Origin of the sequence: Pseudomonas sp. Q2-TVG4-2 (genome assembly GCF_013620795.1) — a bacterium.
Classification (GTDB): Bacteria; Pseudomonadota; Gammaproteobacteria; order Pseudomonadales; family Pseudomonadaceae; genus Stutzerimonas.
Map to the genome: position 1 here is coordinate 165,032 of NZ_LGLW01000006.1, position 22,553 is coordinate 187,584.

Annotated in this window: 22 protein-coding genes; 9 read left to right on the forward strand and 13 right to left on the reverse strand. The window is 61.6% G+C overall.

Annotated elements, in window-relative coordinates; genetic code table 11:
* Positions 1 to 78 precede the first annotated feature (78 nt).
* The 3 genes from rsmD to H3028_RS14150 are packed head-to-tail and all read right to left on the reverse strand — an operon-like array spanning position 79 to position 3,561.
* On the reverse strand, positions 79 to 678 hold the full coding sequence (gene rsmD / locus H3028_RS14140) for a 16S rRNA (guanine(966)-N(2))-methyltransferase RsmD (protein ID WP_181297680.1): 600 nt from the start codon (positions 676 to 678) through the stop codon (positions 79 to 81).
* On the reverse strand, positions 678 to 2,216 hold the full coding sequence (locus tag H3028_RS14145; protein ID WP_181297682.1) for a pitrilysin family protein: 1,539 nt from the start codon (positions 2,214 to 2,216) through the stop codon (positions 678 to 680). The genes rsmD and H3028_RS14145 overlap by 1 nt, the downstream gene beginning before the upstream one ends.
* A complete protein-coding gene (locus tag H3028_RS14150) occupies positions 2,209 to 3,561 on the reverse strand; it encodes a pitrilysin family protein (protein WP_181297684.1) in 1,353 nt (450 codons plus the stop codon). The genes H3028_RS14145 and H3028_RS14150 overlap by 8 nt, the downstream gene beginning before the upstream one ends.
* A gap of 237 nt (positions 3,562 to 3,798) precedes the next feature.
* On the opposite strand from H3028_RS14150, the gene ftsY reads away from it, so the two are divergent.
* The 4 genes from ftsY to rpoH all read left to right on the forward strand — a co-directional run bounded on the left by ftsY (position 3,799) and on the right by rpoH (position 7,773).
* Positions 3,799 to 5,136, forward strand: coding sequence for a signal recognition particle-docking protein FtsY (gene ftsY / locus H3028_RS14155; RefSeq protein WP_181297686.1), 1,338 nt, complete (start codon positions 3,799 to 3,801; stop codon positions 5,134 to 5,136).
* The gene (gene ftsE, locus H3028_RS14160; protein WP_168422836.1) at positions 5,133 to 5,804 is read left to right on the forward strand and encodes a cell division ATP-binding protein FtsE; all 672 of its coding nucleotides are present in this window, start codon (positions 5,133 to 5,135) and stop codon (positions 5,802 to 5,804) included. The genes ftsY and ftsE overlap by 4 nt, the downstream gene beginning before the upstream one ends.
* Positions 5,801 to 6,811, forward strand: a complete 1,011-nt coding sequence (ftsX, locus tag H3028_RS14165; RefSeq protein WP_181297688.1) for a permease-like cell division protein FtsX — start codon at positions 5,801 to 5,803, stop codon at positions 6,809 to 6,811. The genes ftsE and ftsX overlap by 4 nt, the downstream gene beginning before the upstream one ends.
* 107 nt (positions 6,812 to 6,918) lie before the next feature.
* Positions 6,919 to 7,773: an RNA polymerase sigma factor RpoH gene (gene rpoH, locus H3028_RS14170; RefSeq protein WP_168422834.1), complete on the forward strand. Its 855-nt coding sequence runs from the start codon at positions 6,919 to 6,921 to the stop codon at positions 7,771 to 7,773.
* 93 nt (positions 7,774 to 7,866) lie between these two features.
* Here rpoH and H3028_RS14175 read toward each other — a convergent pair whose 3' ends face one another.
* Together H3028_RS14175 and mtgA are read right to left on the reverse strand one after the other, a co-directional pair.
* A complete protein-coding gene (locus tag H3028_RS14175) occupies positions 7,867 to 10,425 on the reverse strand; it encodes a CHASE domain-containing protein (RefSeq protein WP_181297690.1) in 2,559 nt (852 codons plus the stop codon).
* Positions 10,426 to 10,731: 306 nt separating this feature from the next.
* On the reverse strand, positions 10,732 to 11,439 hold the full coding sequence (gene mtgA / locus H3028_RS14180) for a monofunctional biosynthetic peptidoglycan transglycosylase (RefSeq protein WP_181297692.1): 708 nt from the start codon (positions 11,437 to 11,439) through the stop codon (positions 10,732 to 10,734).
* Positions 11,440 to 11,509: 70 nt separating this feature from the next.
* Between mtgA and H3028_RS14185 the strand changes: the two genes are divergently transcribed.
* The 5 genes from H3028_RS14185 (at position 11,510) to H3028_RS14205 (ending at position 15,359) form a co-directional block, all read left to right on the forward strand.
* Positions 11,510 to 11,884: a DUF423 domain-containing protein gene (locus H3028_RS14185; RefSeq protein ID WP_181297694.1), complete on the forward strand. Its 375-nt coding sequence runs from the start codon at positions 11,510 to 11,512 to the stop codon at positions 11,882 to 11,884.
* Positions 11,885 to 11,990: 106 nt separating this feature from the next.
* On the forward strand, positions 11,991 to 12,191 hold the full coding sequence (gene thiS, locus H3028_RS14190; RefSeq protein ID WP_122164645.1) for a sulfur carrier protein ThiS: 201 nt from the start codon (positions 11,991 to 11,993) through the stop codon (positions 12,189 to 12,191).
* Positions 12,192 to 12,274: 83 nt separating this feature from the next.
* Positions 12,275 to 13,069 carry a thiazole synthase gene (locus tag H3028_RS14195; RefSeq protein WP_181297696.1) on the forward strand — a complete coding sequence of 265 codons (795 nt, stop codon included), beginning with the start codon at positions 12,275 to 12,277 and terminating at the stop codon, positions 13,067 to 13,069.
* A gap of 108 nt (positions 13,070 to 13,177) precedes the next feature.
* A complete protein-coding gene (gene trmB, locus H3028_RS14200; RefSeq protein ID WP_219920181.1) occupies positions 13,178 to 13,849 on the forward strand; it encodes a tRNA (guanosine(46)-N7)-methyltransferase TrmB in 672 nt (223 codons plus the stop codon).
* A gap of 172 nt (positions 13,850 to 14,021) precedes the next feature.
* Positions 14,022 to 15,359: a DUF1329 domain-containing protein gene (locus H3028_RS14205; protein WP_181297700.1), complete on the forward strand. Its 1,338-nt coding sequence runs from the start codon at positions 14,022 to 14,024 to the stop codon at positions 15,357 to 15,359.
* Between the two features lie 102 nt (positions 15,360 to 15,461).
* Here H3028_RS14205 and H3028_RS14210 read toward each other — a convergent pair whose 3' ends face one another.
* The 8 genes from H3028_RS14210 to H3028_RS14245 all read right to left on the reverse strand — a co-directional run bounded on the left by H3028_RS14210 (position 15,462) and on the right by H3028_RS14245 (position 22,544).
* Positions 15,462 to 15,785, reverse strand: coding sequence for a DUF3392 domain-containing protein (locus tag H3028_RS14210; protein ID WP_181297702.1), 324 nt, complete (start codon positions 15,783 to 15,785; stop codon positions 15,462 to 15,464).
* A 9-nt stretch (positions 15,786 to 15,794) separates the two neighbouring features.
* Positions 15,795 to 17,009, reverse strand: coding sequence for a radical SAM family heme chaperone HemW (hemW, locus tag H3028_RS14215; protein ID WP_181297704.1), 1,215 nt, complete (start codon positions 17,007 to 17,009; stop codon positions 15,795 to 15,797).
* Entirely contained in the window at positions 17,006 to 17,602 is a 597-nt protein-coding gene (gene rdgB, locus H3028_RS14220) for an RdgB/HAM1 family non-canonical purine NTP pyrophosphatase (RefSeq protein ID WP_181297706.1), read from the reverse strand. The genes hemW and rdgB overlap by 4 nt, the downstream gene beginning before the upstream one ends.
* On the reverse strand, positions 17,599 to 18,021 hold the full coding sequence (locus tag H3028_RS14225) for a DUF4426 domain-containing protein (RefSeq protein ID WP_181297708.1): 423 nt from the start codon (positions 18,019 to 18,021) through the stop codon (positions 17,599 to 17,601). The genes rdgB and H3028_RS14225 overlap by 4 nt, the downstream gene beginning before the upstream one ends.
* A 26-nt stretch (positions 18,022 to 18,047) precedes the next feature.
* The gene (gene metW, locus H3028_RS14230; protein WP_181297710.1) at positions 18,048 to 18,647 is read right to left on the reverse strand and encodes a methionine biosynthesis protein MetW; all 600 of its coding nucleotides are present in this window, start codon (positions 18,645 to 18,647) and stop codon (positions 18,048 to 18,050) included.
* Between the two features lie 9 nt (positions 18,648 to 18,656).
* On the reverse strand, positions 18,657 to 19,796 hold the full coding sequence (locus tag H3028_RS14235; RefSeq protein ID WP_181297712.1) for a homoserine O-acetyltransferase: 1,140 nt from the start codon (positions 19,794 to 19,796) through the stop codon (positions 18,657 to 18,659).
* Positions 19,797 to 19,879: 83 nt separating this feature from the next.
* A complete protein-coding gene (locus tag H3028_RS14240) occupies positions 19,880 to 21,841 on the reverse strand; it encodes a dynamin-like GTPase family protein (RefSeq protein WP_181297714.1) in 1,962 nt (653 codons plus the stop codon).
* A 112-nt stretch (positions 21,842 to 21,953) separates the two neighbouring features.
* On the reverse strand, positions 21,954 to 22,544 hold the full coding sequence (locus H3028_RS14245; protein WP_181297716.1) for a YggT family protein: 591 nt from the start codon (positions 22,542 to 22,544) through the stop codon (positions 21,954 to 21,956).
* Positions 22,545 to 22,553: the final 9 nt, after the last annotated feature.

Here is a 22,553-nt window from a genome sequence, read left to right on the forward strand (position 1 = left end):
GTTGTTTCATAGTCCCGGCGCGCGGCAGATCGAAGTCGCGCGTCGGGTGACTGCGTCATGTAGCGCCACGGCTGAGGGTCAGGCTTCGCCGCTGCGTTCCCACAATGCGTAGTGCACCTTGCCGGCCTTCTTTTCGCGATGCAGCCGCCAGTTGCCGGGCAGGCCGAGGCTCGACGGCACGGCTTCGCTCTCGGTATAGATCCACGCTTGCCTGGCCAGCCAGCCCTTGTGTTCCAGTAGCTCACAGGCAGGTTGCAGAAGGTTCTTGTTGAACGGCGGATCGAGAAAAACCAGATCGAATGGCGTTGGCGTCTGGGTTTCCAGGTACCGCAGTGCGTCGCTCTGCAGCAACTGACCCTGCCCGCAGTTCAGCGTATCCAGATGCCTGCGCAGGCTGGCGATGGCGTTGGCGTTCAGGTCCAGCGCCAGCGCCATGCTGGCGCCCCGGGAAAGCGCCTCGAGATAGAGCGCGCCGCTACCGGTAAAGGGATCGAACACACGGGCACCGGACATATACGGCGCGAGCCAGTTGAACAGCGTTTCGCGTACTCGATCCGGCGTCGGTCGCAGACCTTCGGCATCGGGGAAGCTGAAGCGCCGGCTGCGCCACTCGCCGCCGATGATGCGCAGCTGGCCCTGGCCACCGTGGGCGGAAGGGCGAATGGGTGGGTTGGCCATCAATGCTCCGGAACGCTGCTGGGTTGTTTGAGGGGTTTCTCGCTCGGTGCCGGCAGGGGCTTTTGCTCGACTTGCGGGCCCGCCGTGACGATTACGAAGCCGTCCGGACTGAGGTGCTTGTTCATCGCCGCCTTGACCTCGTCGACCGACAGCGCCTGGACTTGCTGCATGAAGTCTTCGAGGTAGGTCAGCGGCAGGTCGTAAAAGCCGATGCTGCCCAGTTGCCCGACGATGTCGGAATTGCTCGCGGTGGATAACGGAAAGCTGCCGGCGATCTCGCGCTTGCTGCGCTCAAGCTCGGCCTGTGTCGGGCCCTCTGCAAGGAACTCGGCGACCAGCCGTTGCACCAGATTCAGGGTGGCCTCGGACAGGTCGGCGCGTGTCTGCAAGTTGATCATGAAGGGCCCGTTGGTCTGCATGGGACTGAATCCGGAATAGATACCGTATGTCAGCCCGCGCTTCTCCCGCACCTCTTCCATCAGGCGCGTGCCGAAACCGCCGCCGCCAAGGATCTGGTTGCCCAGATAGAGCGCGGCGTAATCCGGGTGACCACGCGGAATGCCGAGTTGTGCCAGCAGCAAGTGGGTCTGGTTGGAGGGAAAGTCGATGTGCTGCTGGCCGGCCACGGGCTCGCTCGGAGCTGGTGGTGCTGGCACAGCGTTACCCTGCGGGAGCGCATCGGAGACCTGCTCGGCAATCGCCTCGGCCTGCGCGCGGTTGAGGTCGCCAACCAGGGCGATCACAGCGTTGCCGGCGGTATAGGCTTTGGCATGGAACGCGCGAAGCTGGTCGGCGTCGATGCCGGGAATGGTTTCCGGCGTGCCCTCGCTGGGGTGCGCGTAAGGGTGGCTTTGATAGAGTTGCTCGAACAGCTCGAGGCTGGCCAGCTTGCCTGGGTTCTGCTTCTGAAATTCGAAGCCGGCCAACACCTGGTTCTTGATTCGCTGTAGTGAGTCCTTGGGAAAGGTCGGCTGGCCGGCCACCTGGCTGAATAGCTGCAATGCCGGTTCGCGCTTGTCCGGTGCGCTCAGGCTGCGCAGGCTGGCGACCGCCATGTCGCGGTAAGCACCGTTGCCGAACTCGGCGCCAAGACCCTCGAAGCCTTCGGCGATGGCGGTGACGTCCTTGCCCTCTACGCCTTCGTTGAGCATGGCGTTGGTCAGCATGGCCAGGCCTGGTACCCCAGCGTCCTGGCTGCTGCCTGCGGCAAAGGTCAGGCGCAGGTCGAACATCGGCAGCTGGTGGGCTTCGACGAACAGGACCTTGGCGCCGCCTTCGGTCAGCCAGCTCTGGATATCCAGTTCGCGCCGTGGCAGTGGCTGATCGCCGAGCGCGTCGAGCGATTCCAGGCGAGTCGTTTCGTTGCTCTTGGCAATGGCGATGGCTTGCCCGGACTCAGCGGGGGTTGCGGCGGTTTCGGCCGGCGGAACCGGAATCGAGGCGGCCGTTTCGCCGGTGTCGTCACAGGCGCTCAACCCCAGGCAGGACGCCAGCACCAGGCCGAGCAGGCCGCGACGCCACAGATTGCGATCATTCATCGCTGGATTCCTCGGGCAGGACATGGGCAACACTCAGGCGTGAGCGGGTGAAATAACTGCGGGCGGCCTGCTGGATGTCGTCCGGCGTGACCGCCTCGAGCGCGCTGAGCTCTTCATCCATCAGCCGCCAGGACAGACCGACGGTCTCCAGCTGGCCGATGGTGGTGGCCTGCTGAGTAATGGAGTCGCGCTCGTAGACCAGGCCGGCGATGACCTGTGCGCGCACCCGTTCCAGTTCGTCCGCCGAGGGTGCGGTCTGCTTGAGCCGTTCCAGTTGCTGCCAGAGACCGGCTTCGACCTCTTCCAGCGTGCGGCCCTTCTGCATATTGGGCGCGGCGCTGAGTACGAACAGGCTATCGCCGCGGGCGTAGGCGTTGTACCAGGCCGAGGCGCTGGTCACCAACTCCTCGCCGCGCTCCAGTTGCTGCGGAAGACGAGCGCTGTAGCCGCCGTCGAGCAGCGCGCTGATCAGTCGCAGGGCATGAATTTTCCGAGGGTTGTCCTCGGTGGCCAGCCCCGGCGCGTTGAAAGCCATGATCAGGCTGGGCACCTGTGTCTTCACATGCAAGGTGAGCCGCCGCTCGCCCGGCTCGTCCAGCTCCAGCGGGCGCTTGGCGCTGGGTGTCGGGCGGCTTTCGATGGGACCGAAATAACGTTCGGCGAGCGTGCGCACCTCGTCCGGCGTGACGTCGCCGACCACTACCAGGGTGGCATTGTTGGGTGCATACCAGGCCTCGTACCAAGCCCGCAAATCGTCGATGGTCATCCGCTTGAGGTCGGCCATCCAGCCGATCGTCGGGATGTGGTAACCGCTGGCGGGATAGGCCATGGCCTTGAAACGCTCATAGGCGAGCGCGCTCGGTTTGTCGTCTGTGCGCAGCCGGCGCTCCTCTTTGATTACCTCGATTTCTCGGGCGAACTCGTCCGCCGGCAGCTTGAGGCTGGCCAGGCGATCGGCTTCTAGTTCGAAGGCCACGGCCAGGCGATCACGCGCCAGCACCTGATAATAAGCGGTGTAATCGTCGCTGGTGAAAGCGTTCTCTTCGGCGCCGAGCTCACGAAGGATGCGCGAGGCTTCCCCGGCTTCCAGCTTACGGCTGCCCTTGAACATCATGTGCTCGAGCGCGTGGGACAACCCGCTCTGTCCGGGCGATTCGTAGCTGGAACCAACCTTGTACCAGAGCTGGGACACCACGACCGGGGCTCGATGATCCTCGCGCACGATCACCTTGAGGCCGTTGTCCAGAACGAATTCATGGGTGGGCTGGCCGTCGGCCGCGATGACCAGGGGCAGGTACAGGGCGCCGAGTAACAGGGCCGCGGCGCGGCGTATCATCAGAGGCATATTCAGGGCTCGTTCAGGAATGAATCCCGCCGCGACGGCGCCGGCAGGCGGGGAACACGCAGGCATGGTACTGGGGCGTCGGGGCCAGGGCAAAGCGGCGCAACGCCCTATGTGTGTCGCCTCGTGTGGCGGCTGGATGGCCGCGCTTAGCGCAGGCGGTTGCGCAATGCTAGGATAGCCCCCGTCTGGCCGGCGGCGTGGCCGCCGGCGTTTCGCCCTCTTGAGAAAATCTTCTCCATGTTTGGTTCCAACGACGATAAGAAGACGCCGGCCGCGGCTGGCGAGAAGAAAGGTTTGTTCGGCTGGTTACGCAAGAAGCCGCAGACTCCGGCCGCCGAACCGCCGCCTGCCGAGCCGCTGGAAGACAGCCAGCCGTTCGCTGACGAGCCCGATGTCGCACCGACCGAAGCGCAGCCGGCCGAAGAGCCACCGCGCACCGAGCCTGTTATTGATCAGCCTGAGCCTGTAGCCGCGCCGGAGATCAAGCCGGAAGCTGTCCTGCATACCGACGAGCCTGAACCGGAGACAGCGCCAGCGCTCGTTCAGCCCAAGGACGTGCCGGAAGCCCCGGCGCTGGCCGAGATCGCGGTGGAGCCGGCACCCGCACCCGCTGTGGCAGAGCCACCGGCCAAGTTGGGCTTCTTTGCTCGCCTCAAGCAGGGGCTGTCGAAGACCAGCGCCAGCATCGGCGAAGGTATGGCCAGCCTGTTCCTGGGCAAGAAGGCCATCGACGACGACCTGCTGGACGAGCTCGAAACCCGTCTGCTGACCGCCGATGTCGGCGTCGAAGCCACCACGGTGATCATGCAGAACCTCGCGCGGCGGGTCTCACGCAAGGAGCTGGCCGACAGCGGCGCGTTGTACAGGGCCTTGCAAGAAGAGCTGGCCAGCCTGCTCAAGCCTGTCGAGCAGCCGCTTGTGATAGATAGCAGCAAACAGCCGTTCGTGATTCTGGTGGTCGGCGTCAACGGCGTCGGTAAGACCACCACCATCGGCAAACTGGCGAAGAAGCTGCAGCTGGAAGGCAAAAAGGTCATGCTGGCCGCTGGCGACACCTTCCGCGCGGCCGCAGTCGAGCAGTTGCAGATTTGGGGCGAGCGCAACAGCATCGCGGTGATCGCCCAACACACTGGCGCCGATTCTGCTTCGGTGATCTTCGATGCGGTGCAGGCCGCCAAGGCCCGTGGCATCGATGTGCTGATCGCCGATACTGCCGGCCGTCTGCATACCAAGGACAATCTAATGGAAGAGCTGAAAAAAGTCCGTCGGGTGATAGGCAAGCTCGACGACAGCGCACCGCATGAAGTCCTGCTGGTGCTCGATGCCGGTACCGGCCAGAACGCCATCAATCAGACCAAACAATTTAACCAGTCGGTGGAACTCACCGGGCTGGTGCTGACCAAGCTCGATGGCACCGCCAAGGGCGGGGTGATCTTCGCCCTGGCCAAGCAGTTCGGTACGCCGATTCGCTACATCGGCGTTGGTGAGGGCATTGACGACCTTCGCACCTTCGAGGCGGATGCCTTCGTGGACGCGTTGTTCGCCGAGAAAGGGACGGGCGGAGCGTCGTCATGATCCGATTCGAGCAGGTCGGCAAGCGCTATCCCAACGGCCACACCGGGTTGCACGAACTCTCCTTTCATGTGCGCCGCGGCGAATTCCTCTTCGTCACTGGCCACTCCGGCGCCGGCAAGAGCACCTTGCTGCGCCTGCTGCTGGCAATGGAGCGGCCGACCAGCGGCAAGCTGCTCCTGGCCGGACAGGACCTGTCGCGAATCAGTAATGCACAGATTCCGTTCCTTCGTCGGCAGATCGGTGTGGTATTCCAGAATCACCAGTTACTGTTCGATCGCACCGTGTTCGATAACGCCGCATTGCCGCTGCAGATTCTTGGCTTGAACAAGCGCGAGATCGGTCAGCGAGTGATGACCGCACTGGAGCGCGTCAGCCTCAAAGACAAGGCGCTGCAGTTCCCATCCGATCTTTCGACCGGGCAGCAGCAGCGCGTCGGCATCGCTCGTGCCGTGGTCCATCGCCCGGCGTTGCTGCTTGCCGACGAACCGACCGGCAACCTCGATCCGCGCCTGGCAGCAGAAATCATGGGTGTATTCGAAGACATCAATCGCCTCGGCACCACCGTGCTGATCGCCAGCCACGACCTGGCGCTGATTGCCCGCATGCGTCATCGCATGCTCACGCTGCAGCGCGGCCGATTGATCGGTGACGGGGAGGCCGCCCGATGAGCGCACCCGAGCAGAACCCGAACCCGGCGGAGCGCGCCGGTGGTGTGCGCAACAAGCCCGAGCAGCCTCGAAGCGACGAGCCGGATTTCAAGACGTTGTTTCATGCGTGGCTGGAAAGCCACCGTGCCAGCGTGGTCGACAGCGTCGGCAGGCTGGTTAAACAGCCGATCGGCAGCTTCTTTACCTGTCTGGTCATGGCGGTTGCGTTGAGCCTGCCCATGGGGTTGGCGCTATTGCTGGATAACGTCGAGCGGCTCGGCGGGTCCTGGCAGCGGGCGGCGCAAATTTCCCTGTTCATGCAGCTGGACGTGGACGCTCAGCAGGGCCAGGCGCTGCGCGAGCAAATCCTGGAGATGCCAGATGTCTCAGAAGCCAGTTGGATCAGCCGCGAGCAGGCACTGGAGGAGTTTCAGCAGCTTTCCGGGCTCGGTGAGGCGCTACGCGAACTGCCGGAAAATCCGTTGCCCGGGGTGATTGTGGCGACGCCCAGTGAAGTCGATCGTGACAATCTCGAAGCGTTGCGCCAACGCTTGGCGGAGCTGCCAGGAGTCGAGCAGGCGCAGCTGGATCTACTCTGGGTCGAGCGGCTAACAGCGATTCTCAAGCTCGGAGACCGTTTCGTGTTTGGCCTTAGCCTGTTGCTTATCGCGACGCTGCTGCTGGTGATTGGCAACACCATCCGACTGCACATCGAGAACCGGCGCACCGAGATCGAGGTGGTCAAGCTTGTCGGCGGAACCGACGGTTACGTGCGTCGCCCCTTCCTCTACATGGGGGCGCTGTACGGGCTGGGCGCTGGGCTGATCGCCTGGCTGCTGCTGGCGTATGGCCTTGGCTGGCTGAACGAGGCGGTCGTCGGGCTCGCGGGCTTGTATGGCAGCGATTTCGGTTTGGCTGGTGTGCCGGCTGAGGATGGTCTGTCGCTGGTGTTGGGTGCCGTGTTGCTGGGGTACATTGGTGCCTGGCTGGCCGTAGCGAGGCATCTGAGCGAGCTTGCTCCTCGGTAAGTAGTTGATTTAGAAGCTTTTTATTAGCTGTAAGGAAACTTTTCCATAGGCTTGCAGTCTCATTCGGCAGTGCTAAACTGCTGCAGCTTCAATTTTGGAGGATCTGCATGACTACAAATCTGCAACCTGTTCAAGCCCTGGTCCCGGGAGGCAATCTCGAGGCCTATGTGCAGACGGTCAACAGCATTCCGCTGCTTACGGTCGAGCAGGAACGCGACCTGGCTGAGCGTCTGTTCTACAAACAGGACCTCGAGGCCGCACGTCAGATGGTGCTCGCCCACCTGCGATTCGTCGTGCATATCGCCCGGAGCTACTCGGGTTATGGTTTGGCCCAGTCCGATCTGATTCAGGAAGGCAACGTTGGTCTGATGAAGGCAGTCAAGCGCTTCAACCCTGAAATGGGTGTGCGTCTGGTGTCTTTCGCAGTTCATTGGATCAAGGCCGAGATTCACGAATTCATCCTGCGCAACTGGCGCATCGTTAAGGTCGCCACCACCAAGGCGCAGCGCAAGCTGTTCTTCAATCTGCGCAGCCAAAAGAAACGTCTGGCTTGGCTGAACAATGACGAGGTCGAGCGGGTTGCTGACAGCCTCGGTGTTGAAGCCCGCGAAGTGCGTGAGATGGAAAGCCGTTTGACGGGGCATGACATGGCCTTCGATCCGTCAGCTGATGCCGATGATGACAGCGCCTATCAATCGCCTGCGCATTATCTCGAGGATCATCGCTACGATCCGGCACGGCAGCTCGAAGACGCTGATTGGAGCGATAACTCCAATTCCAGCTTGCACGAGGCGCTGGACACGCTGGACGAGCGGAGTCGAGACATTCTCCAGCAACGCTGGTTGAGTGAAAGCAAGGCGACCCTGCACGATCTTGCCGCCAAGTACGGTGTATCCGCGGAGCGCATTAGGCAGCTTGAGAAGAATGCGATGAACAAGCTCAAGGGGTCCATCCAGGCCTAATATGGCTCTGACCCTCAGAGGCGCTGCAGCTGCAGCGCCTTTTTTATGCCCGCCAGATCGGGGTGGGTCACCGCTGTATATGAGTTTCGGTGGTCACGGAAGCGGCCGGGCGCCTTCCAGGGAATCGGTGAGTGCAATCAATAGCTGCGCTGCACTGATGGGCTTATGCAGCCAGGTGACGCCAGTGTCTTCATCGTTCTGCTCGAACTGGCTAGCCGCCGAAATCACGATGATCGGGAGTCTCTGCGTATCGGGGGTTCTGCGTATTTCGTCGATCAGCTCGCGTCCGCTGCCGTCCGGTAAGTGCAAATCGAGCGTGATCGCTTCGTAGCGGGTGCTGGCGAGTTTGTCCCGTGCCGCATGCAGGCTCTGCACCCGATCAACCGCATAACCCGCGTCACGCAGCATCAGGTGCAGCAGTCGACCGGTATCCGGCTCGTCCTCGATTACGAGCAGGCGTGGCTGGCCTTGATCCACTGCTGATGTGGTGGACTCGACGATGGGTAACTCGCACCAGAAGGTCGTACCGCGCCCCTCTTCGGTATCGAAGCCGACCCGCCCCCCCATGCGCTCGATGAATTCCTTGGTAATGGCCAGGCCCAAGCCGGTACCGCCTTTCTGGCGATTATCGGAGGCATCCGCTTGGGCGAACTTTTCGAATACCCGTGTCTGAAAACTCGGTGCAATACCCGGGCCCTGATCGGTGATGTTGATCCGTACATGACCAGTATCGGGCAGGCTGCAGTGCAGGGTCACTTCACCGCCTTCCGGGGTGTACTTGATGGCATTCGATAGAAAGTTGGCGAGCACCTGCTGCAGCCGCAGACCGTCGACCCAGACATTGACCTGTGCGGGGTTACGCAGCACGCAACTCACACCGAAATGCGCGGCGAAGGCCTGGTTGCTGGCCAGTGCCTCGTCCAATAGCCGGCAGAGCGAGTGTTCGCGCAGATCAAAAGACATTTTGCCGGCCGCGACCTTTTCCATATCCAGCAGATCGTCGATCAGGTGCCCCAGGCGTAGGCTGTTGCGATGGGCTATTTCCAGCATCTGTTGCATTGATGGCGGAATGTCACCCACGGCCCCGCCGGTCACCAGCGCCAGAGCGCCGCTGATGGAGGTCAGCGGGGTGCGCAGCTCATGACTGACGGTCGAGATGAACTGATCTTTCATCTGCTCGATGCGTTTGTGCTCGGTCAGATCCATGCTGGTGCCACTGATACGCAGCGGCTGGGCGTCCCTGTCGCGCTGGATGTAACCGCGAATAAGGACTGGAACTACCGTGCCGCTTTTATGCTGAAAGCGTAGTTCGGTGGTGAAGTGATCGACCGCCGAGAGCATGATCCGCGCGAGCTGTGTCCTGGCCTGGGGCAGGTCTTCGGGAACCATGATCCGCTCCCAGAGCTTGAGATCCGAGTGCAACTCGCCGGGACGATACCCGAGCATGTGCCAGGCGCGCGGCGACGCATAAAACGTTCCTGCATTCAGGTTCAAATCCCAGAGACCGTCATTGCTGCCCTTGAGCGCGAGGCTGAGACGCTCCTCACTGAGCTGAAGGGCGCGTCTGTTTTCTCGGATATGCTCGGTCATCTGTTGTGCCAGCGCCTCGGCGCGGCTGCGTCTGAGCGAAAGCGAGGAGATCAGAAAGAACAACAGCAGGCTCAGGCCAATGCCAAGGGCGAGTACCAGTTCGTTGTTGGCATGAAAAAACGCCTCGAACTCTGGGAGGCTTTCCAGGCGCAAGGTCCAGGTCCGTCCATAGACATCGAGGTGCAGGACTCGGCTGTACTGGGCCGGCTCGGTCCGTGGCAGCTCCCGGCTGGCGAAAATAAGGGACTCGGGTTGCTCGTCATCGCCGGCATAGATATGCAGGCTGAGATTCGGGTCGGCTGCACCGAGAATGCCACGCATCAGATCGTCCATCCGATAGGGGCTGTAGACGAACCCCTTGAGCGCTTGCAGGCGTTGCTGTGGAGAGCGGATCGGCGCGCCCGGTTGATACAGCGGCACGTACATGAGGATGCCGGCCTGCATCTTGCCGTGGGTTTCCTGGCGTAACCTGACCTTGCCGGTGATATGTGTCCGGCCCGATTCGGCCGCCTGGAGCATGGCCTGCCGTCGCACCGGCTCGGCGAACATGTCATAGCCGAAAGCGGCCAGGTTGCGGTCGCGGAAGGGTTCAAGGTAAACGATTGGCGTGCGCAGCGAGGCGTCCGGGTCGAGTGGATGCACGTCGTAGCTAGCAAATCCTTCGCTGCGAACGCTCTGGATGTGCGTCTCTAGCTCATCGGCAAGCACTGCCTTGGCGAATCCCACCCCCTGAATGCCGGGGTAGCGTTCGGCCAGCTGCAGGCGGTCGTTGTAGGCGCGCCACTGTGCGCGCGAGACCTTACCGCTGACATCGAACAGGCCGGCGGCGCCGAGAAGGACCTGCTCATGGTCGAGCATGCGCTTGCCGATGGCTTCGGTGGTGGTTTTCACCAGGAAATCGAATTGCTGGCTCGCAGCGCGATCCTCTTTCAGCTTCAGATGCTGAAGAATGGCCAGCTGCACCAATAGGGTGAAGACAAGGACAAGCCAGGCGATGCTGTTACGCCAGTGGAGAAATTGCCGCACCTTGTTCAAAGGGGCGTTGGTTGCGGTTTCGCTCATGCTATCGCTGCCGTGCGTTCCGTGGCGAATCGGTGAGAAGGTGACTGCACGTCTGCCTCGATGACCTTCTGCATCCGGGCGTGGTTTGCATTTCGCAACGTGTTAAATGCAGCTTACTCGTTGCGATAGCGTACTGCCATAACGCTCGCTCAGGCAGCGCCGGCCATCGTTTATTGTCCGCAGTGGCTGATTGTCAGCGGGCGTGGCGACATGTCGAAGCTGGAGCTGGAGCTGGCATCGCGTCGACGGGGCTGGTTCGGCGCGTTGGCTCGACGGGTCGACGCTCGCTGCGCGCTGGCGAGTCCGTTAACGTGTTTCGGCTCGAAGCTGGTTTAGATAATGGCTCCCGCCCAGCTGGCGTATCTGCTGCCGAATCCAGCTGGCGCGCCGGCGAACATGCGGGCCGGGACGACCCGCGCTCCACTCGCGCGGGTTGGGCAGCACGGCAGCCAGCTGGCTGGCTTGCGCCGCCGAGAGATACGGGGCGCCAACGCCGAAGTGGTGCTGAGCAGCCGCCTCTGCGCCGAATACGCCGCTGTCCCATTCAACACTGTTCAGATAGACCTCGAGGATGCGCTGCTTCGGCCATAGGAGTTCGATCCAGCCGGTGAACCAGACTTCGAGTCCTTTGCGAATCCAGCTGCGCCCGGACCAGAGGAACAGGTTCTTTGCCACCTGCTGGCTGAGCGTGCTGGCGCCTCGCAGCGAGCCGCCGCGTTCGTTATGTGCGAACGCCGCGCGGATGGCCGCAATGTCGAAGCCCCAATGATCGGCGAACTTCTGATCTTCGGCCGCAATCACCGCCATCTTCAGGTTATCCGGGAGCTCTTTCCAAGGCCGCCAGCTGCGCTGTAGGTCGATGCTTTCGCCGCCGGTCCAGGATTCGACCTTGCGCTCGATCATAAGCGCCGTGAAGGGCGGCGGAATCCAGCGCAGCACCAATACCAGCAGCACGGACAGCGCGGTCAGCCAGAGCAGCAATTTAGTGAGGCGGCGCAGCAGGGCTCGGAGCATGGGGCGTGGTCGCGACCAGGGGGAACGGGCATTATAACGGCGACATCCGACCCTGACTGGAAGCACCCGAATGATTCGTCTCTTTCTTCTGTTTGCCGCATTCTTCGGGCTGACCGGCGTGGCGCTGGGCGCCTTCGCCGCGCATGGTTTGAAAAGCCGCCTCGGCGCCGATTACCTCGCGGTATTTCAGACTGGCGTGCAGTATCAGCTGATCCATGCGCTGGCATTGTTTGGAGTGGCTCTGCTCGCCTTGCACGCGCCGAGCCGCCTGCTGGTTGCCGCTGGTGGTCTGTTCGCCCTGGGCGTTCTGCTGTTCTCAGGCAGCCTTTATCTGCTGACTCTGACGGGTTTGAGCAAGCTGGGCATCATCACGCCAATCGGCGGCACCGCGTTCCTGGGGGGATGGATCTGCCTGATGCTGGCGGCCTGGAACCTTCGCGGCTGAACGGGAAACACAGTGACCTGCCAAGATGAATGGCCGCGCTCACCGCCTTGGTGCTCCGGGTCGATCGGGCTAGAATGCGGGCCCCTCGGCAATGGTGGCGATCACTATGCACATTCAGTTGAACGGCGAGCGCTACGAACTCCCTGATGGTCAATCGGTGGCCGATCTGCTGCAACGCCTGGAACTGACTGGCCGCCGGCTGGCGGTCGAACTCAATCGCGACATCGTGCCGCGCAGCCAGCATGCCGCGACGGTACTGGTCGAAGATGATCAGGTCGAAGTCGTGCATGCCATTGGCGGCGGCTGACAAGCTCGCCACATCGATATTCCCGAACGCCGCCCGTGCAGCGGCGTACTTCTCGCTTCATTAGGTCTGAACAGGATGGTCGCATGAGCCCAGTTCCGCACGACAAACCCTTCACGCTTGCCGGCCGCACCTATCAGTCGCGCCTGCTGGTGGGCACCGGCAAATATAAGGATCTCGAGGAGACCCGCGCCGCCATCGAGGCCTCCGGCGCGGAGATCGTGACCGTTGCGGTGCGCCGTACCAATATCGGTCAGAATCCGGGCGAGCCCAATCTGCTCGACGTGATCTCGCCGGATCGCTACACCATTCTGCCGAACACCGCCGGCTGCTACGACGCCGAAGAAGCGGTGCGCACCTGCCGCCTGGCTCGCGAGCTGCTCGATGGCCACAAGCTGGTCAAGCTCGAAGTGCTGGCCGACCAGAAGACGCTGTTCCCCAATGTCATCGAAACCCTCAAGGCCGCCGAAGTGCTGATCAAGGATGGCTTCGACGTGATGGTTTATACCAGCGACGATCCGATCATCGCCCGCCAGCTGGCGGAAATGGGCTGCATCGCGGTGATGCCTTTGGCCGGCCTGATCGGTACGGGCCTGGGGATCTGCAACCCTTACAACCTGCGCATCATTCTCGAAGAAGCCACGGTGCCAGTGCTTGTCGACGCCGGTGTAGGCACCGCGTCCGATGCCACGATCGCCATGGAGCTGGGCTGTGAGGCGGTACTGATGAACAGCGCCATCGCTCATGCACAGAATCCGGTATTGATGGCTGAGGCCATGAAGTACGCGATTGATGCGGGGCGCCTCGCTTATCTCGCCGGACGCATGCCGAAAAAACTCTATGCCAGCGCCTCTTCGCCTCTGGAAGGCCTGATCCGCTAATTTTTTCTTGTTTCCGGCCGCGTGCTCGCCTGATCGCGCGGTCGGTTCACGTTATCTGCAGGTTCGTTCATGAGTGACACTTCTCCCCCGGCCAACGGCCAACGGCGCATGCGCACCGTTAAGAGTTTCGTGATGCGTGCCGGTCGCATGACCGAAGGCCAGCAGCGTGGTTTGGATCAGGGCTGGCCGCGGTTCGGCCTGGAGCTGGCCGACGGCCTGCGTGACTTCGATCAAGTCTTCGGTCGGCAAGCGCCGCGTACTTTCGAAATAGGCTTCGGCATGGGTCATTCCACCTTGGAAATGGCCGCGGCGGCACCTGAGCAGGATTTCATTGCCGTTGAAGTGCACTCGCCGGGTGTGGGTGCGTTGCTAAACGGGCTGCTGTCACAAAATATAAATAATGTCCGGGTCTACAGTTGCGATGCGCTTGAAGTGCTGCGTGAATGCGTTCCCGATGCCAGCCTGGACCGGGTTCTGCTGTTTTTCCCCGATCCCTGGCACAAAAGTCGCCACCACAAGCGGCGCATCGTCCAGCCGGCATTCGCCGATCTGGTGCGGCAAAAACTCAAAGTCGGCGGCGTGCTGCACATGGCAACCGACTGGGAGGCCTATGCAGAACACATGCTCGACGTCATGAGCGTCGCGCCTGGCTACAGCAATCAGGCAGCAAATGGACAGTACGTCGAACGCCCACAAGAGCGCCCGACCACCAAGTTCGAACGCCGTGGTGAGCGCTTGGGCCACGGGGTCTGGGACCTCAAGTTCGAACGCATCGACTGAAACGAAAAGGGCGGTATCGCGGCGCCCACCAGAGCCGTATCAACGGCCCAAGGAAGATCTGACGAAGAACGCCATGCCAGGACGGCACGATCCCCAACGCCTCATTAGCGCCCTGCCTGTCGGCAGAGGCCGTCAGCTGCCGCGCGCCGGTTGCGCAGCAAGGAGCAAAGAGATGTACAGGAAATTTGGAATTCTGCTGCTGGCGGTTTGCGCCAGCCATGCCCAGGCTAAGGTTGATGACGCTCAGGCCGCGCGTCTAGGGCAAGAGCTGACACCGCTGGGCGCCGAGCGCGCCGCCAATGCCAGTGGCAGCATCCCGGCATGGACCGGTGGGGTTCAGCCGCCCGCCAGCTATTCCGTCGGGATGCACCACCCCGACCCCTTTGCAGCCGATCCAATGCTCTACCGGGTCGATAGCAGTAATGTTGGACAATATGCAGCCCTCCTGCCTGAAGGGCTGCGGGCGCTGGTCGAGCGCTACCCGGACTTTCATATGCGTGTGTTCCCGACACGCCGCAGCGCCGCGGCACCGCAGCGCATCTATGACGAGACGCGTGCCAACGCGGTCTCTGCCGAGCTGATTGCCAATGGCAACGGTATCAAGGGAGCGGTGGCTGGCATCCCGTTCCCGCTGCCGCAGGACGGTATGGAGGTTATCTGGAACCATATCCTGCACTACAAGGGTGAGCAGACCCACATGATCAACAACCAGGCCGTGGTCATCAACGGCAGGGCCAATTTGATCAAGCGAGATCGGCACATCTACTACGTTTACAACCGCGAGGGCATGGATAGGGCGCAGCTGGATAACACACTGCTCTATTACAAGTACCGTGTCACCGCGCCGGCGAAGCTATCCGGCACGTCGTTGGTGGTACAGGACCCGATGGATCAGGTATTGGCGATCCGCAAGGCTTGGCGTTACAGCCCGAGCGACCGTCGCGTACGGCGTCTGCCTTCGCTGGCTTACGACTCGCTGCAACCGGACACCAGCGGACTGGCCACCGCGGACGTGGTCGACTCCTTCAACGGCGCCCCGGATCGCTATGAGTGGAAGCTGGTCGGCAAGCGGGAAATGCTGGTGCCTTATAACAGCTACGCCGTTCACCAGCAGGGCATCCCCTATGACTCGATCATCGGTGCGCGCACCTTGAATCCTGAGCTGCTGCGCTACGAGCAGCATCGGGTATGGATCGTCGAGGCGACGCTGCGCAAGGGGTTCAGCCATCCTTACAGTATGCGCCGGTTCTACATCGACGAAGACAGCTGGCAGATACTGGCGGTCGATCTGTTCGATGAGGACGCCGAGCTGATCGGCCTGCAGGAAAGCCACCCGATCAGTTACTACGAGGTGCCGATGTTCGGCAGCACACTGGAAACCCTGTATCACCTGCAGGATGGCAATTACTTCGTCGACGGCCTGGACAACAACGAGCCGATGTACGACTTCAACGCCCAGATGGGTCCCCGTGATTTCTCCCCGGCAGCCCTACGCCGCGGGGCGAACTAAACCGGCCCGGATACAACGAAGCCGCCTGTCAGGCGGCTTCGTCGTTTATGCGTATCCGGTCATGCAGCGGTACATCGTGCTCCGGGCTGCGCTGCACCTCGCTCAGTTGCGGTCGGCCACGACACCGATGATAAACAGCATCAACAACAGCACCGGTGCCAGGGTGTAGTTGTTGAATTGCCCCAGACCCTTGGCCAGCCAGGGGCTGAGATAGATGATGCCGAGGCCGTAGACCAGCGCGCAGAACACCACGAAGGCCAAGGTGCGCAAGACGAAATTCAACCCGCCAATGTTTTTCTGCACCCAGGCGTTCAGCGCCGGCCCGAACAGCACGAAGAGCGTGGCCATGATGGCCAGGGAAATATCGAATAAATGATGACGGCTCCAGCGCGACAGCGTGGCGATGAGGTCGAGTACAAGATCCATGCAAGGTCCTTAGGGCAGGAAAAGCTGTAGCAGGTCATTCAGGAACAGTTGTCCCTTGGGCGTGGCGACCAGCCGTTGCGGGTCGTTTGTCAGCAGGCCACGGGCTTCGGCCTCGTGCCGTGCTTCGGCCAGCAACTCCAGCGGCAGGCCGGTGCGCTGAGTGAACAACAAGGAGGGAACGCCGTCGGTGAGGCGCAGCACATTCATCAGGAATTCGAAGGGTAATTCGTCCGGCTGCAGGCGCTTGTCGCCCGCGCGAAAGGGCTTCGCTGGATCGAGGTAATCCTTAGGCAGGCGCGTCTTCCAATGACGCCGAATCTGCCCATCGGGATAGCTCGACTTGCCATGTGCCCCGGAGCCGATACCGAGGAAGTCGCCGAACATCCAGTAGTTGAGATTGTGCCGTGCCTGGCGTCCGGGTTGGGCGTAGGCGGAGGTCTCATATTGACCGTAGCCATGCTCGGCGAGCAGCGCCTGGCCGGCTTCCTGGATATCCCATAGCGTCTCGTCTTCGGGTAGCTGAGGCGGCTTGCTCCAGAACTCGGTGTTGGGCTCCACGGTGAGCTGGTACCAGGACAGGTGCGTTGGCTGCTGGGCGATGGCGGTTCGCAAGTCGCTAAGGGCATCGTCCAGGCTCTGCTCGGGCAGGCCGTGCATCAGGTCGAGGTTGAAATTATCGAAGCCGGCCGCGCGCGCCATGTCGGCAGCACGTACGGCCTCGTCACCGTCGTGGATGCGGCCCAGCGCCTTCAGCTTGGCGGCCTGGAAGCTCTGCACCCCGATCGACAGGCGATTGATCCCCAGGCTGCGGTAGTCGCGGAATTTGGCCTGTTCGAAAGTGCCCGGATTGGCTTCGAGGGTGATCTCGATGTCGTCGGCAAAGCCGACCCGCCGTTCCAACCCGTCGAGAATCTGGCCCAGCGCCCTGGCGGAAAACAGGCTTGGGGTGCCGCCACCGAAGAAGATCGAGGTGAGCGCGCGGCCCTGAACCTGATCTTGATCGCAATCCAGATCGGCAAGCAGCGCGGCGACATAGGCGTCTTCTGGCAATGCCGGGCCCGCTGCGTGCGAGTTAAAGTCGCAGTAGGGACATTTACGCACGCACCAGGGTATGTGGACGTAGGCTGCCAGCGGCGGTAGTTGGAAACCTGAATCCTGACGCTCGATGCTGCCGGTGTGCTTTTCGCTTCCAGCTTGCGGCTTCTGGCTCCTCGCCCCGCTCATGCGATTCCCAGGCGCTGCTTGAGCAAGGCCATGGCACGTGCGCGGTGGCTGAGTTGATTCTTGTCCGCGGGCGCCATCTCGGCGCTGGAGCAGTTGCGCTCCGGGACCCAGAACAGGGGGTCATAACCGAAGCCATGCTCGCCTTGCGCGGCATGCAGAATGCGCCCGTGCCACAGACCTTCGCAGATGATGGGCAACGGATCGTTGGCATGCCGAACAAGTGCCAGTGCGCAGACGAACTGTGCTCCACGCTCGGCATCCGGTACCTCTTTGAGGGCATCGAGCAGCTTGGCATTGTTCGCTGCATCGCCCTGGCCGTCGGCGTAGCGCGCCGAGTAGATGCCCGGAGCGCCGCCGAGATGATCCACTGCCAGGCCCGAGTCATCGGCGAGCGCCGGGAGTCCGGAAACCTTGGCCGCGTTGCGTGCCTTGAGAATCGCGTTTTCGACGAAGGATAGCCCGGTTTCTTCCGGCTCGACGTCGCTGAATTCACCAATCGAGCGGACGCGCACGGCGTCTCCCAGCATGGCTTGCAGTTCCTTGAGCTTGCCGGCGTTATGGCTGGCCAGCACCAGTTCGTTGAGGGGCATCATTCGTCCGGAAAGAATTCTTGAGTGAAGTCGAAGTTGATCGAGGCCGCGCCCGTGGGTTGTATGTTCAGGTTGAAGCGCAGGTTCTCTCGGGAGTCGAAGGGAAACTGTGCGAGGTAATAGATGGCCTCGTCACCTTCCTTGAGCTGCTTGAACGTCAGAGGATAATCCTGGCCGAGAAGGTTTCTCACCGTGCCACTGACTTGGGCGGCCACCGGCTTACCGGCCTTGAGCACCGAGACGTTAACCACGCCTTGGGCCTTGCTGCGTACAAGGCCAGCTGCAGCCGCAATATCAGGCTGCAGGAAGCCGGAATTGAAGGCGATGTAATGCACATCGTATTCGCCAACGCTGTGTTTGCGCTCGGCCATGGCAGGTAGTGTCAACAGCAGGGCGAATAGGCATATCAGGCTGCGTTTCATGGGCGTTCCTCCTGTGATGAAGCGGATCACCGGCCCGGGCCGGTGACGCGATAGATGCCGATCTCTCCGATCAGGTTGGGCCATAGCCGGCTGGCCACGCCGTGCCTGTGATGGCGGTCCACCGCCAGCCGCTCGAGGACCCGGGCACCGCTTTCGCGACACAGCCGCTCAAAGTCCTCGAAGGTGCAAAAGTGAATGTTCGGCGTGTTGTACCAAGTGTAGGGGAGAAACTCCGACACCGGCATGCGGCCCTTGCTCGCCAGGTACCAGCGGCAACGCCAGTGACCGAAGTTGGGAAAGGTGATGATGCACTGGCGGCCGACCCGGAGCATTTCCTTGAGCAGCAGGTGAGGGTAATGAACCGCCTGCAGCGCCTGGGTCATGACCACCATGTCGAAGCTGTCACTGGCGAAGTTGCCCAGGCCCTTATCGAGATCCTGCTCGATGACGTTGACGCCTTTCTCGATGCAGGCGGCAATGTTGTCGGGATCGATCTCCAGCCCGTAGCCACTGACCTGCTTGTTGCCTTGCAGCCAGGCCAGCAGCTCGCCGTTGCCGCAACCGAGGTCGAGCACGCGGCTACCTGCTGGTATCCAGTCTTGGATGATGTCCAGATCGGCGCGCATGTGAGTTCCTTATACAGCGATGCGGTTCATATAGCCGCGAAACGCCTGCAGATAGCGGGGGATAGGAATAAGAAAGGCATCGTGGCCCTGGGGAGCGTCGACTTCCAGGTAGCAGACATTCTTGCGTGCCGCCATCAGCGCATCGACGATTTCATGCGAGCGCTCCGGCGAGAAGCGCCAGTCGGTGGTAAAGGAAATCACGCAGAAATCCGCCTTGGCGGTCGATAAGGCTTTGGCCAGGTCATCGTTATAAGCGGCGGCCGGGTCGAAGTAGTCCAGCGCCTTGGTCATCAATAGGTAGGTGTTGGCGTCGAAGCGGCTGGAAAATTCCTCGCCCTGGTAGCGCAGATAACTTTCGACCTGAAACTCGACGCTGTTGAAATCGTAGTTGAGCTTTTCGCTCTTCAGGCCGCGGCCGAACTTGGTGCCCATGGCGTCATCGGATAGGTAGGTGATGTGCCCTACCATGCGGGCGAGCATTAGGCCGCGCTTGGGAATGACGTTCCGCTCCTGGAAGTGACCGCCGTGGAATTCTGGATCGGACAGAATCGCCTGGCGGGCCACCTCGTTGAACGCGATGTTTTGTGCCGACAGCTTGGGTGCCGAAGCAATGGCGACGCAGTGACGGACGCGCTCCGGATAGCTCATGGTCCACTGCATGGCCTGCATGCCGCCCAGGCTGCCACCCACTACCGCCGCCCATTGCTCGATACCCAGCACATTAGCCAGTCGTGCCTGGCTATTGACCCAGTCCTCAACGGTAACCACCGGGAAGTCTGCCCCGTAAGGCTTGCCGGTCAGTGGGTTGGTGCTGCTGGGGCCGGTCGAACCGTTGCAACCGCCAAGGTTGTTCAGGCTGACCACGAAAAACCGATTGGTGTCGATCGCCTTGCCCGGCCCGATGCAGCTGTCCCACCAGCCGGGCTTGCGCTCGTTAAGATCATGGAAACCGGCCGCGTGGTGATGCCCGGACAGGGCATGACAAATCAGCACAGCGTTGCTGCGCGCGGCATTCAGTTCGCCGTAGGTTTCATAGATCAGTTGGTAGTCGTTCAGCGTGCGTCCGCAGGCGAGTGCCAGCGGCTCGGCGAAATGCTCAACCTTCGGACTCACCAGACCAACGGAATCGGCTGGAATAGCTGTGGGCATCGACCCTGGCTCGTACTGGAAGAAGAAGGCGGCAAAGTCTAAAGGTTAGCGCGCTTCAATTCATCCTCAATCGTAAGCGGCGATCAGCTCAGGCTGGCGCTGGTGAGGCTGACTACCTTGCCCTGGCGGCGGATCGGCGCGGGTCGCCGCAGCAACCGCAGCATTTCCCCGGCCTGGGCCAGTTGCTGTTCCAACTCGACGCTGTAGCGCGCCAGCAGCCGACCACGCTGGCTGCTCTGCTGGCTGTCCTGCGCCAGACTCTTGAGACGTAGCATGTGTGCTTCGAGCTGCTGCTTATGCTCCAGCGAATGCTGCATCAGCGGCATCAAGGCTTCACCGGCCCATTGTTCGGCCTCTTGTCGCAGGCGTTGATGCATCCCGATCACCTCTTGCGCAAGGGTGGCGAAGAAGCGGCGGGTCAGGGTGCGTTGCTCGGTAAGGAGTGTCTTGAGCTGCAGGCGGAACTGGTCTCCCTTGATCTGCAGACCTTTGAGCTCCTGCTGATAAGGAGCAAGCAGAAACAGCGGAGCGTCCACGCCTTGCAAGGGGCTCGCTTCATTGTGCCGCCGATAGATCGCCGAGACGATCTTGTTTGCCAATGCTGCTTCGTGTTCAAGCGCGCCCAGGTCCTGCTCGACCGAGCGGAAGAAGTGCAGGATGCTCAGGTTGATGCCCAGGGTGGTCAGGCTGCCGGTCAGGCTTCGGCGCAGGCGTGTCAGGTGCTCTTCCAGGCGCTCGGCGCGCACGGTGCTGCGCAGCAGTTCACCCTGACGTTGCAGCAGGCGCTGGTTGGTCTTCAGCTGCAGTAGGCGCTTGTGGTGCTGGTTGTGTTCATGGCGAGTGCGGGCGGTCAGTTCCAGCAGCAGCTGCCCGCTGTCCTGACGATGGTTATTGAGCAGCTCGCTCTGCTCGCGAACCTTGACCAAACGCTGGGTCAGAATGTGTTGGCTGTTCTGCAGCAGGGCGAGCACCTGGCGCACCACTTGCTGCTCCAGCAGACCTTCCTTCTGCGCGAGGATGCGTTCGCAGAGCAGATGTTCCAATGCCAACAGTCGGCTGCGCTCGAGCAAGGCCTGGTCGCCGCGAATCTTTGCCAGCAGCGCCTGTTTAGCCGAGAGCGGTAGCACGTCTTCGACAGCGATCCCCAGTTGCTGAGCGGTGCTGGTCTGCATCCGTTGAATCGCCTCATTGACGAAGGCATCGCCGGAAACGTCGTCCCAGAGCACGTCGATCTTGTTCAGTACGGCGAACAAGTGGTTCTGGTTGCCGCCGTCGAACTGACGGATGTGCTGCCGCCAGATATCCATGTCGCTGGCCGTCACGCCGGCATCGGCGGATAGCAGAAAGATCACCGCCTGGGCGTTCGGTAGCATCGACAGGGTGAGTTCCGGCTCGCTACCCAATGCATTCAGGCCGGGGGTGTCGAGAATACGCAGGCCTTGGCGCAACAGTGGATGATCGAAGTTGACCATGGCGTGTCGCCAGGCGGGCACCATCACTTCGCCGGCAGTTTCCGATTGCTCCAGGGCGTCGGGGTGGAATCCGAGCTGGATGGCCTGTTCTTCAGGCAGCGACCTGGTGGCTGCGACCTGGATGAAGGCTTCGACCATGGCGTCCGGGTTGTCCGGATCCAGCGGGATATTTTTCCAGAAACGCGGGGTGCGCTTGAGCTGGGCGATGCTGGTCTCTTCCAGGCGTGATTCGATAGGCAGCAAACGGATGTAGGAGCGTTCCGCGCGCGGATCGAAAAACAGTTCGGTCGGACACATGGTGGTGCGACCAGCCCGTGACGGCAGTATGCGTTGGCCGTACCCGGAGAAAAACAGGCTGTTGATCAGTTCCGTCTTGCCCCGGGAAAACTCGCCGACAAAGGCCAGTGTAATGTGATCGGTGCGCAGCAGTTTCAGCGCGCGCTCCAGTCTGGCATCGACCGTCTCGGAACTGAGGCGATTGTGTGTCAGCCAGCTGCGGTAGCGAGTGATCTCTCGAATGAGGTCGCGCTTCCAGGTGACGTAGGCATCCACCTGCCGGTCGAGTCGTTCCATGATCGTGCTGCATCCTGAAGGCGTAATCGGGCGATTATCCCAGTCGCCCGGTGCGCGTCAATGTAGCCGTTGTGAACTGCCGCCCAAAGGTCGCATCAGGCGAATGGCGGCGTCAGATCAGCGAACGAAGAATGTTGGGCATGTGCGTCATCATTGCCAGGTTATTAATGACCAGCATGTCCAGCAGCTTGATCGCGAGAAACGCAAAGATCGGCGAGATATCCAGTCCGCCGAGATTGGGCAGGAAGCGGCGGAACGGAGCGAGCGCCGGCTCGCAGATCTGGCTGACCAATTGCGCACCGGGGTTGTGGCTACCGGGCGCAACCCAGGACAGGATTACGCTGATGATCAATGCATAGAAGAAGATGTTAAGGAACAATCCGGTTACGCCAATGATCGCCCAGACCAATAGCTGCAGCGGGTTGCCAATGCTGCCATAGGCGAGCATGAGGATCGCGCCCATCAGCAGCAGCTGGATTATGATCGCCAGCACCAGCGATGACAGGTCAATGCCGCCGATGCTTGGAATCACGCGGCGCAACGGCCGTAGCAAGGGGTGCGTGGCGCGCACGATGAACTGGCTCAGCGGGTTGTAGAAATCAGCCCGAACCAACTGCAGGATAAAGCGCAACAGCACGATCAGCAGGTAGAGACTGCCGAGCGTCTGGATGATCAGGATCAGGGCTTGCGAGAGTTGTGACATGAAGGCTCC

Coding starts and splice junctions, on each gene's coding strand:
- rsmD (WP_181297680.1), bottom strand. CDS start 678: ATGGCCAACCCACCCATTCGCCCTTCCGCCCACGGTGGCCAGGGCCAG.
- H3028_RS14145 (WP_181297682.1), bottom strand. CDS start 2,216: ATGAATGATCGCAATCTGTGGCGTCGCGGCCTGCTCGGCCTGGTGCTG.
- H3028_RS14150 (WP_181297684.1), bottom strand. CDS start 3,561: ATGCCTCTGATGATACGCCGCGCCGCGGCCCTGTTACTCGGCGCCCTG.
- ftsY (WP_181297686.1), top strand. CDS start 3,799: ATGTTTGGTTCCAACGACGATAAGAAGACGCCGGCCGCGGCTGGCGAG.
- ftsE (WP_168422836.1), top strand. CDS start 5,133: ATGATCCGATTCGAGCAGGTCGGCAAGCGCTATCCCAACGGCCACACC.
- ftsX (WP_181297688.1), top strand. CDS start 5,801: ATGAGCGCACCCGAGCAGAACCCGAACCCGGCGGAGCGCGCCGGTGGT.
- rpoH (WP_168422834.1), top strand. CDS start 6,919: ATGACTACAAATCTGCAACCTGTTCAAGCCCTGGTCCCGGGAGGCAAT.
- H3028_RS14175 (WP_181297690.1), bottom strand. CDS start 10,425: ATGAGCGAAACCGCAACCAACGCCCCTTTGAACAAGGTGCGGCAATTT.
- mtgA (WP_181297692.1), bottom strand. CDS start 11,439: ATGCTCCGAGCCCTGCTGCGCCGCCTCACTAAATTGCTGCTCTGGCTG.
- H3028_RS14185 (WP_181297694.1), top strand. CDS start 11,510: ATGATTCGTCTCTTTCTTCTGTTTGCCGCATTCTTCGGGCTGACCGGC.
- thiS (WP_122164645.1), top strand. CDS start 11,991: ATGCACATTCAGTTGAACGGCGAGCGCTACGAACTCCCTGATGGTCAA.
- H3028_RS14195 (WP_181297696.1), top strand. CDS start 12,275: ATGAGCCCAGTTCCGCACGACAAACCCTTCACGCTTGCCGGCCGCACC.
- trmB (WP_219920181.1), top strand. CDS start 13,178: ATGCGCACCGTTAAGAGTTTCGTGATGCGTGCCGGTCGCATGACCGAA.
- H3028_RS14205 (WP_181297700.1), top strand. CDS start 14,022: ATGTACAGGAAATTTGGAATTCTGCTGCTGGCGGTTTGCGCCAGCCAT.
- H3028_RS14210 (WP_181297702.1), bottom strand. CDS start 15,785: ATGGATCTTGTACTCGACCTCATCGCCACGCTGTCGCGCTGGAGCCGT.
- hemW (WP_181297704.1), bottom strand. CDS start 17,009: ATGAGCGGGGCGAGGAGCCAGAAGCCGCAAGCTGGAAGCGAAAAGCAC.
- rdgB (WP_181297706.1), bottom strand. CDS start 17,602: ATGATGCCCCTCAACGAACTGGTGCTGGCCAGCCATAACGCCGGCAAG.
- H3028_RS14225 (WP_181297708.1), bottom strand. CDS start 18,021: ATGAAACGCAGCCTGATATGCCTATTCGCCCTGCTGTTGACACTACCT.
- metW (WP_181297710.1), bottom strand. CDS start 18,647: ATGCGCGCCGATCTGGACATCATCCAAGACTGGATACCAGCAGGTAGC.
- H3028_RS14235 (WP_181297712.1), bottom strand. CDS start 19,796: ATGCCCACAGCTATTCCAGCCGATTCCGTTGGTCTGGTGAGTCCGAAG.
- H3028_RS14240 (WP_181297714.1), bottom strand. CDS start 21,841: ATGGAACGACTCGACCGGCAGGTGGATGCCTACGTCACCTGGAAGCGC.
- H3028_RS14245 (WP_181297716.1), bottom strand. CDS start 22,544: ATGTCACAACTCTCGCAAGCCCTGATCCTGATCATCCAGACGCTCGGC.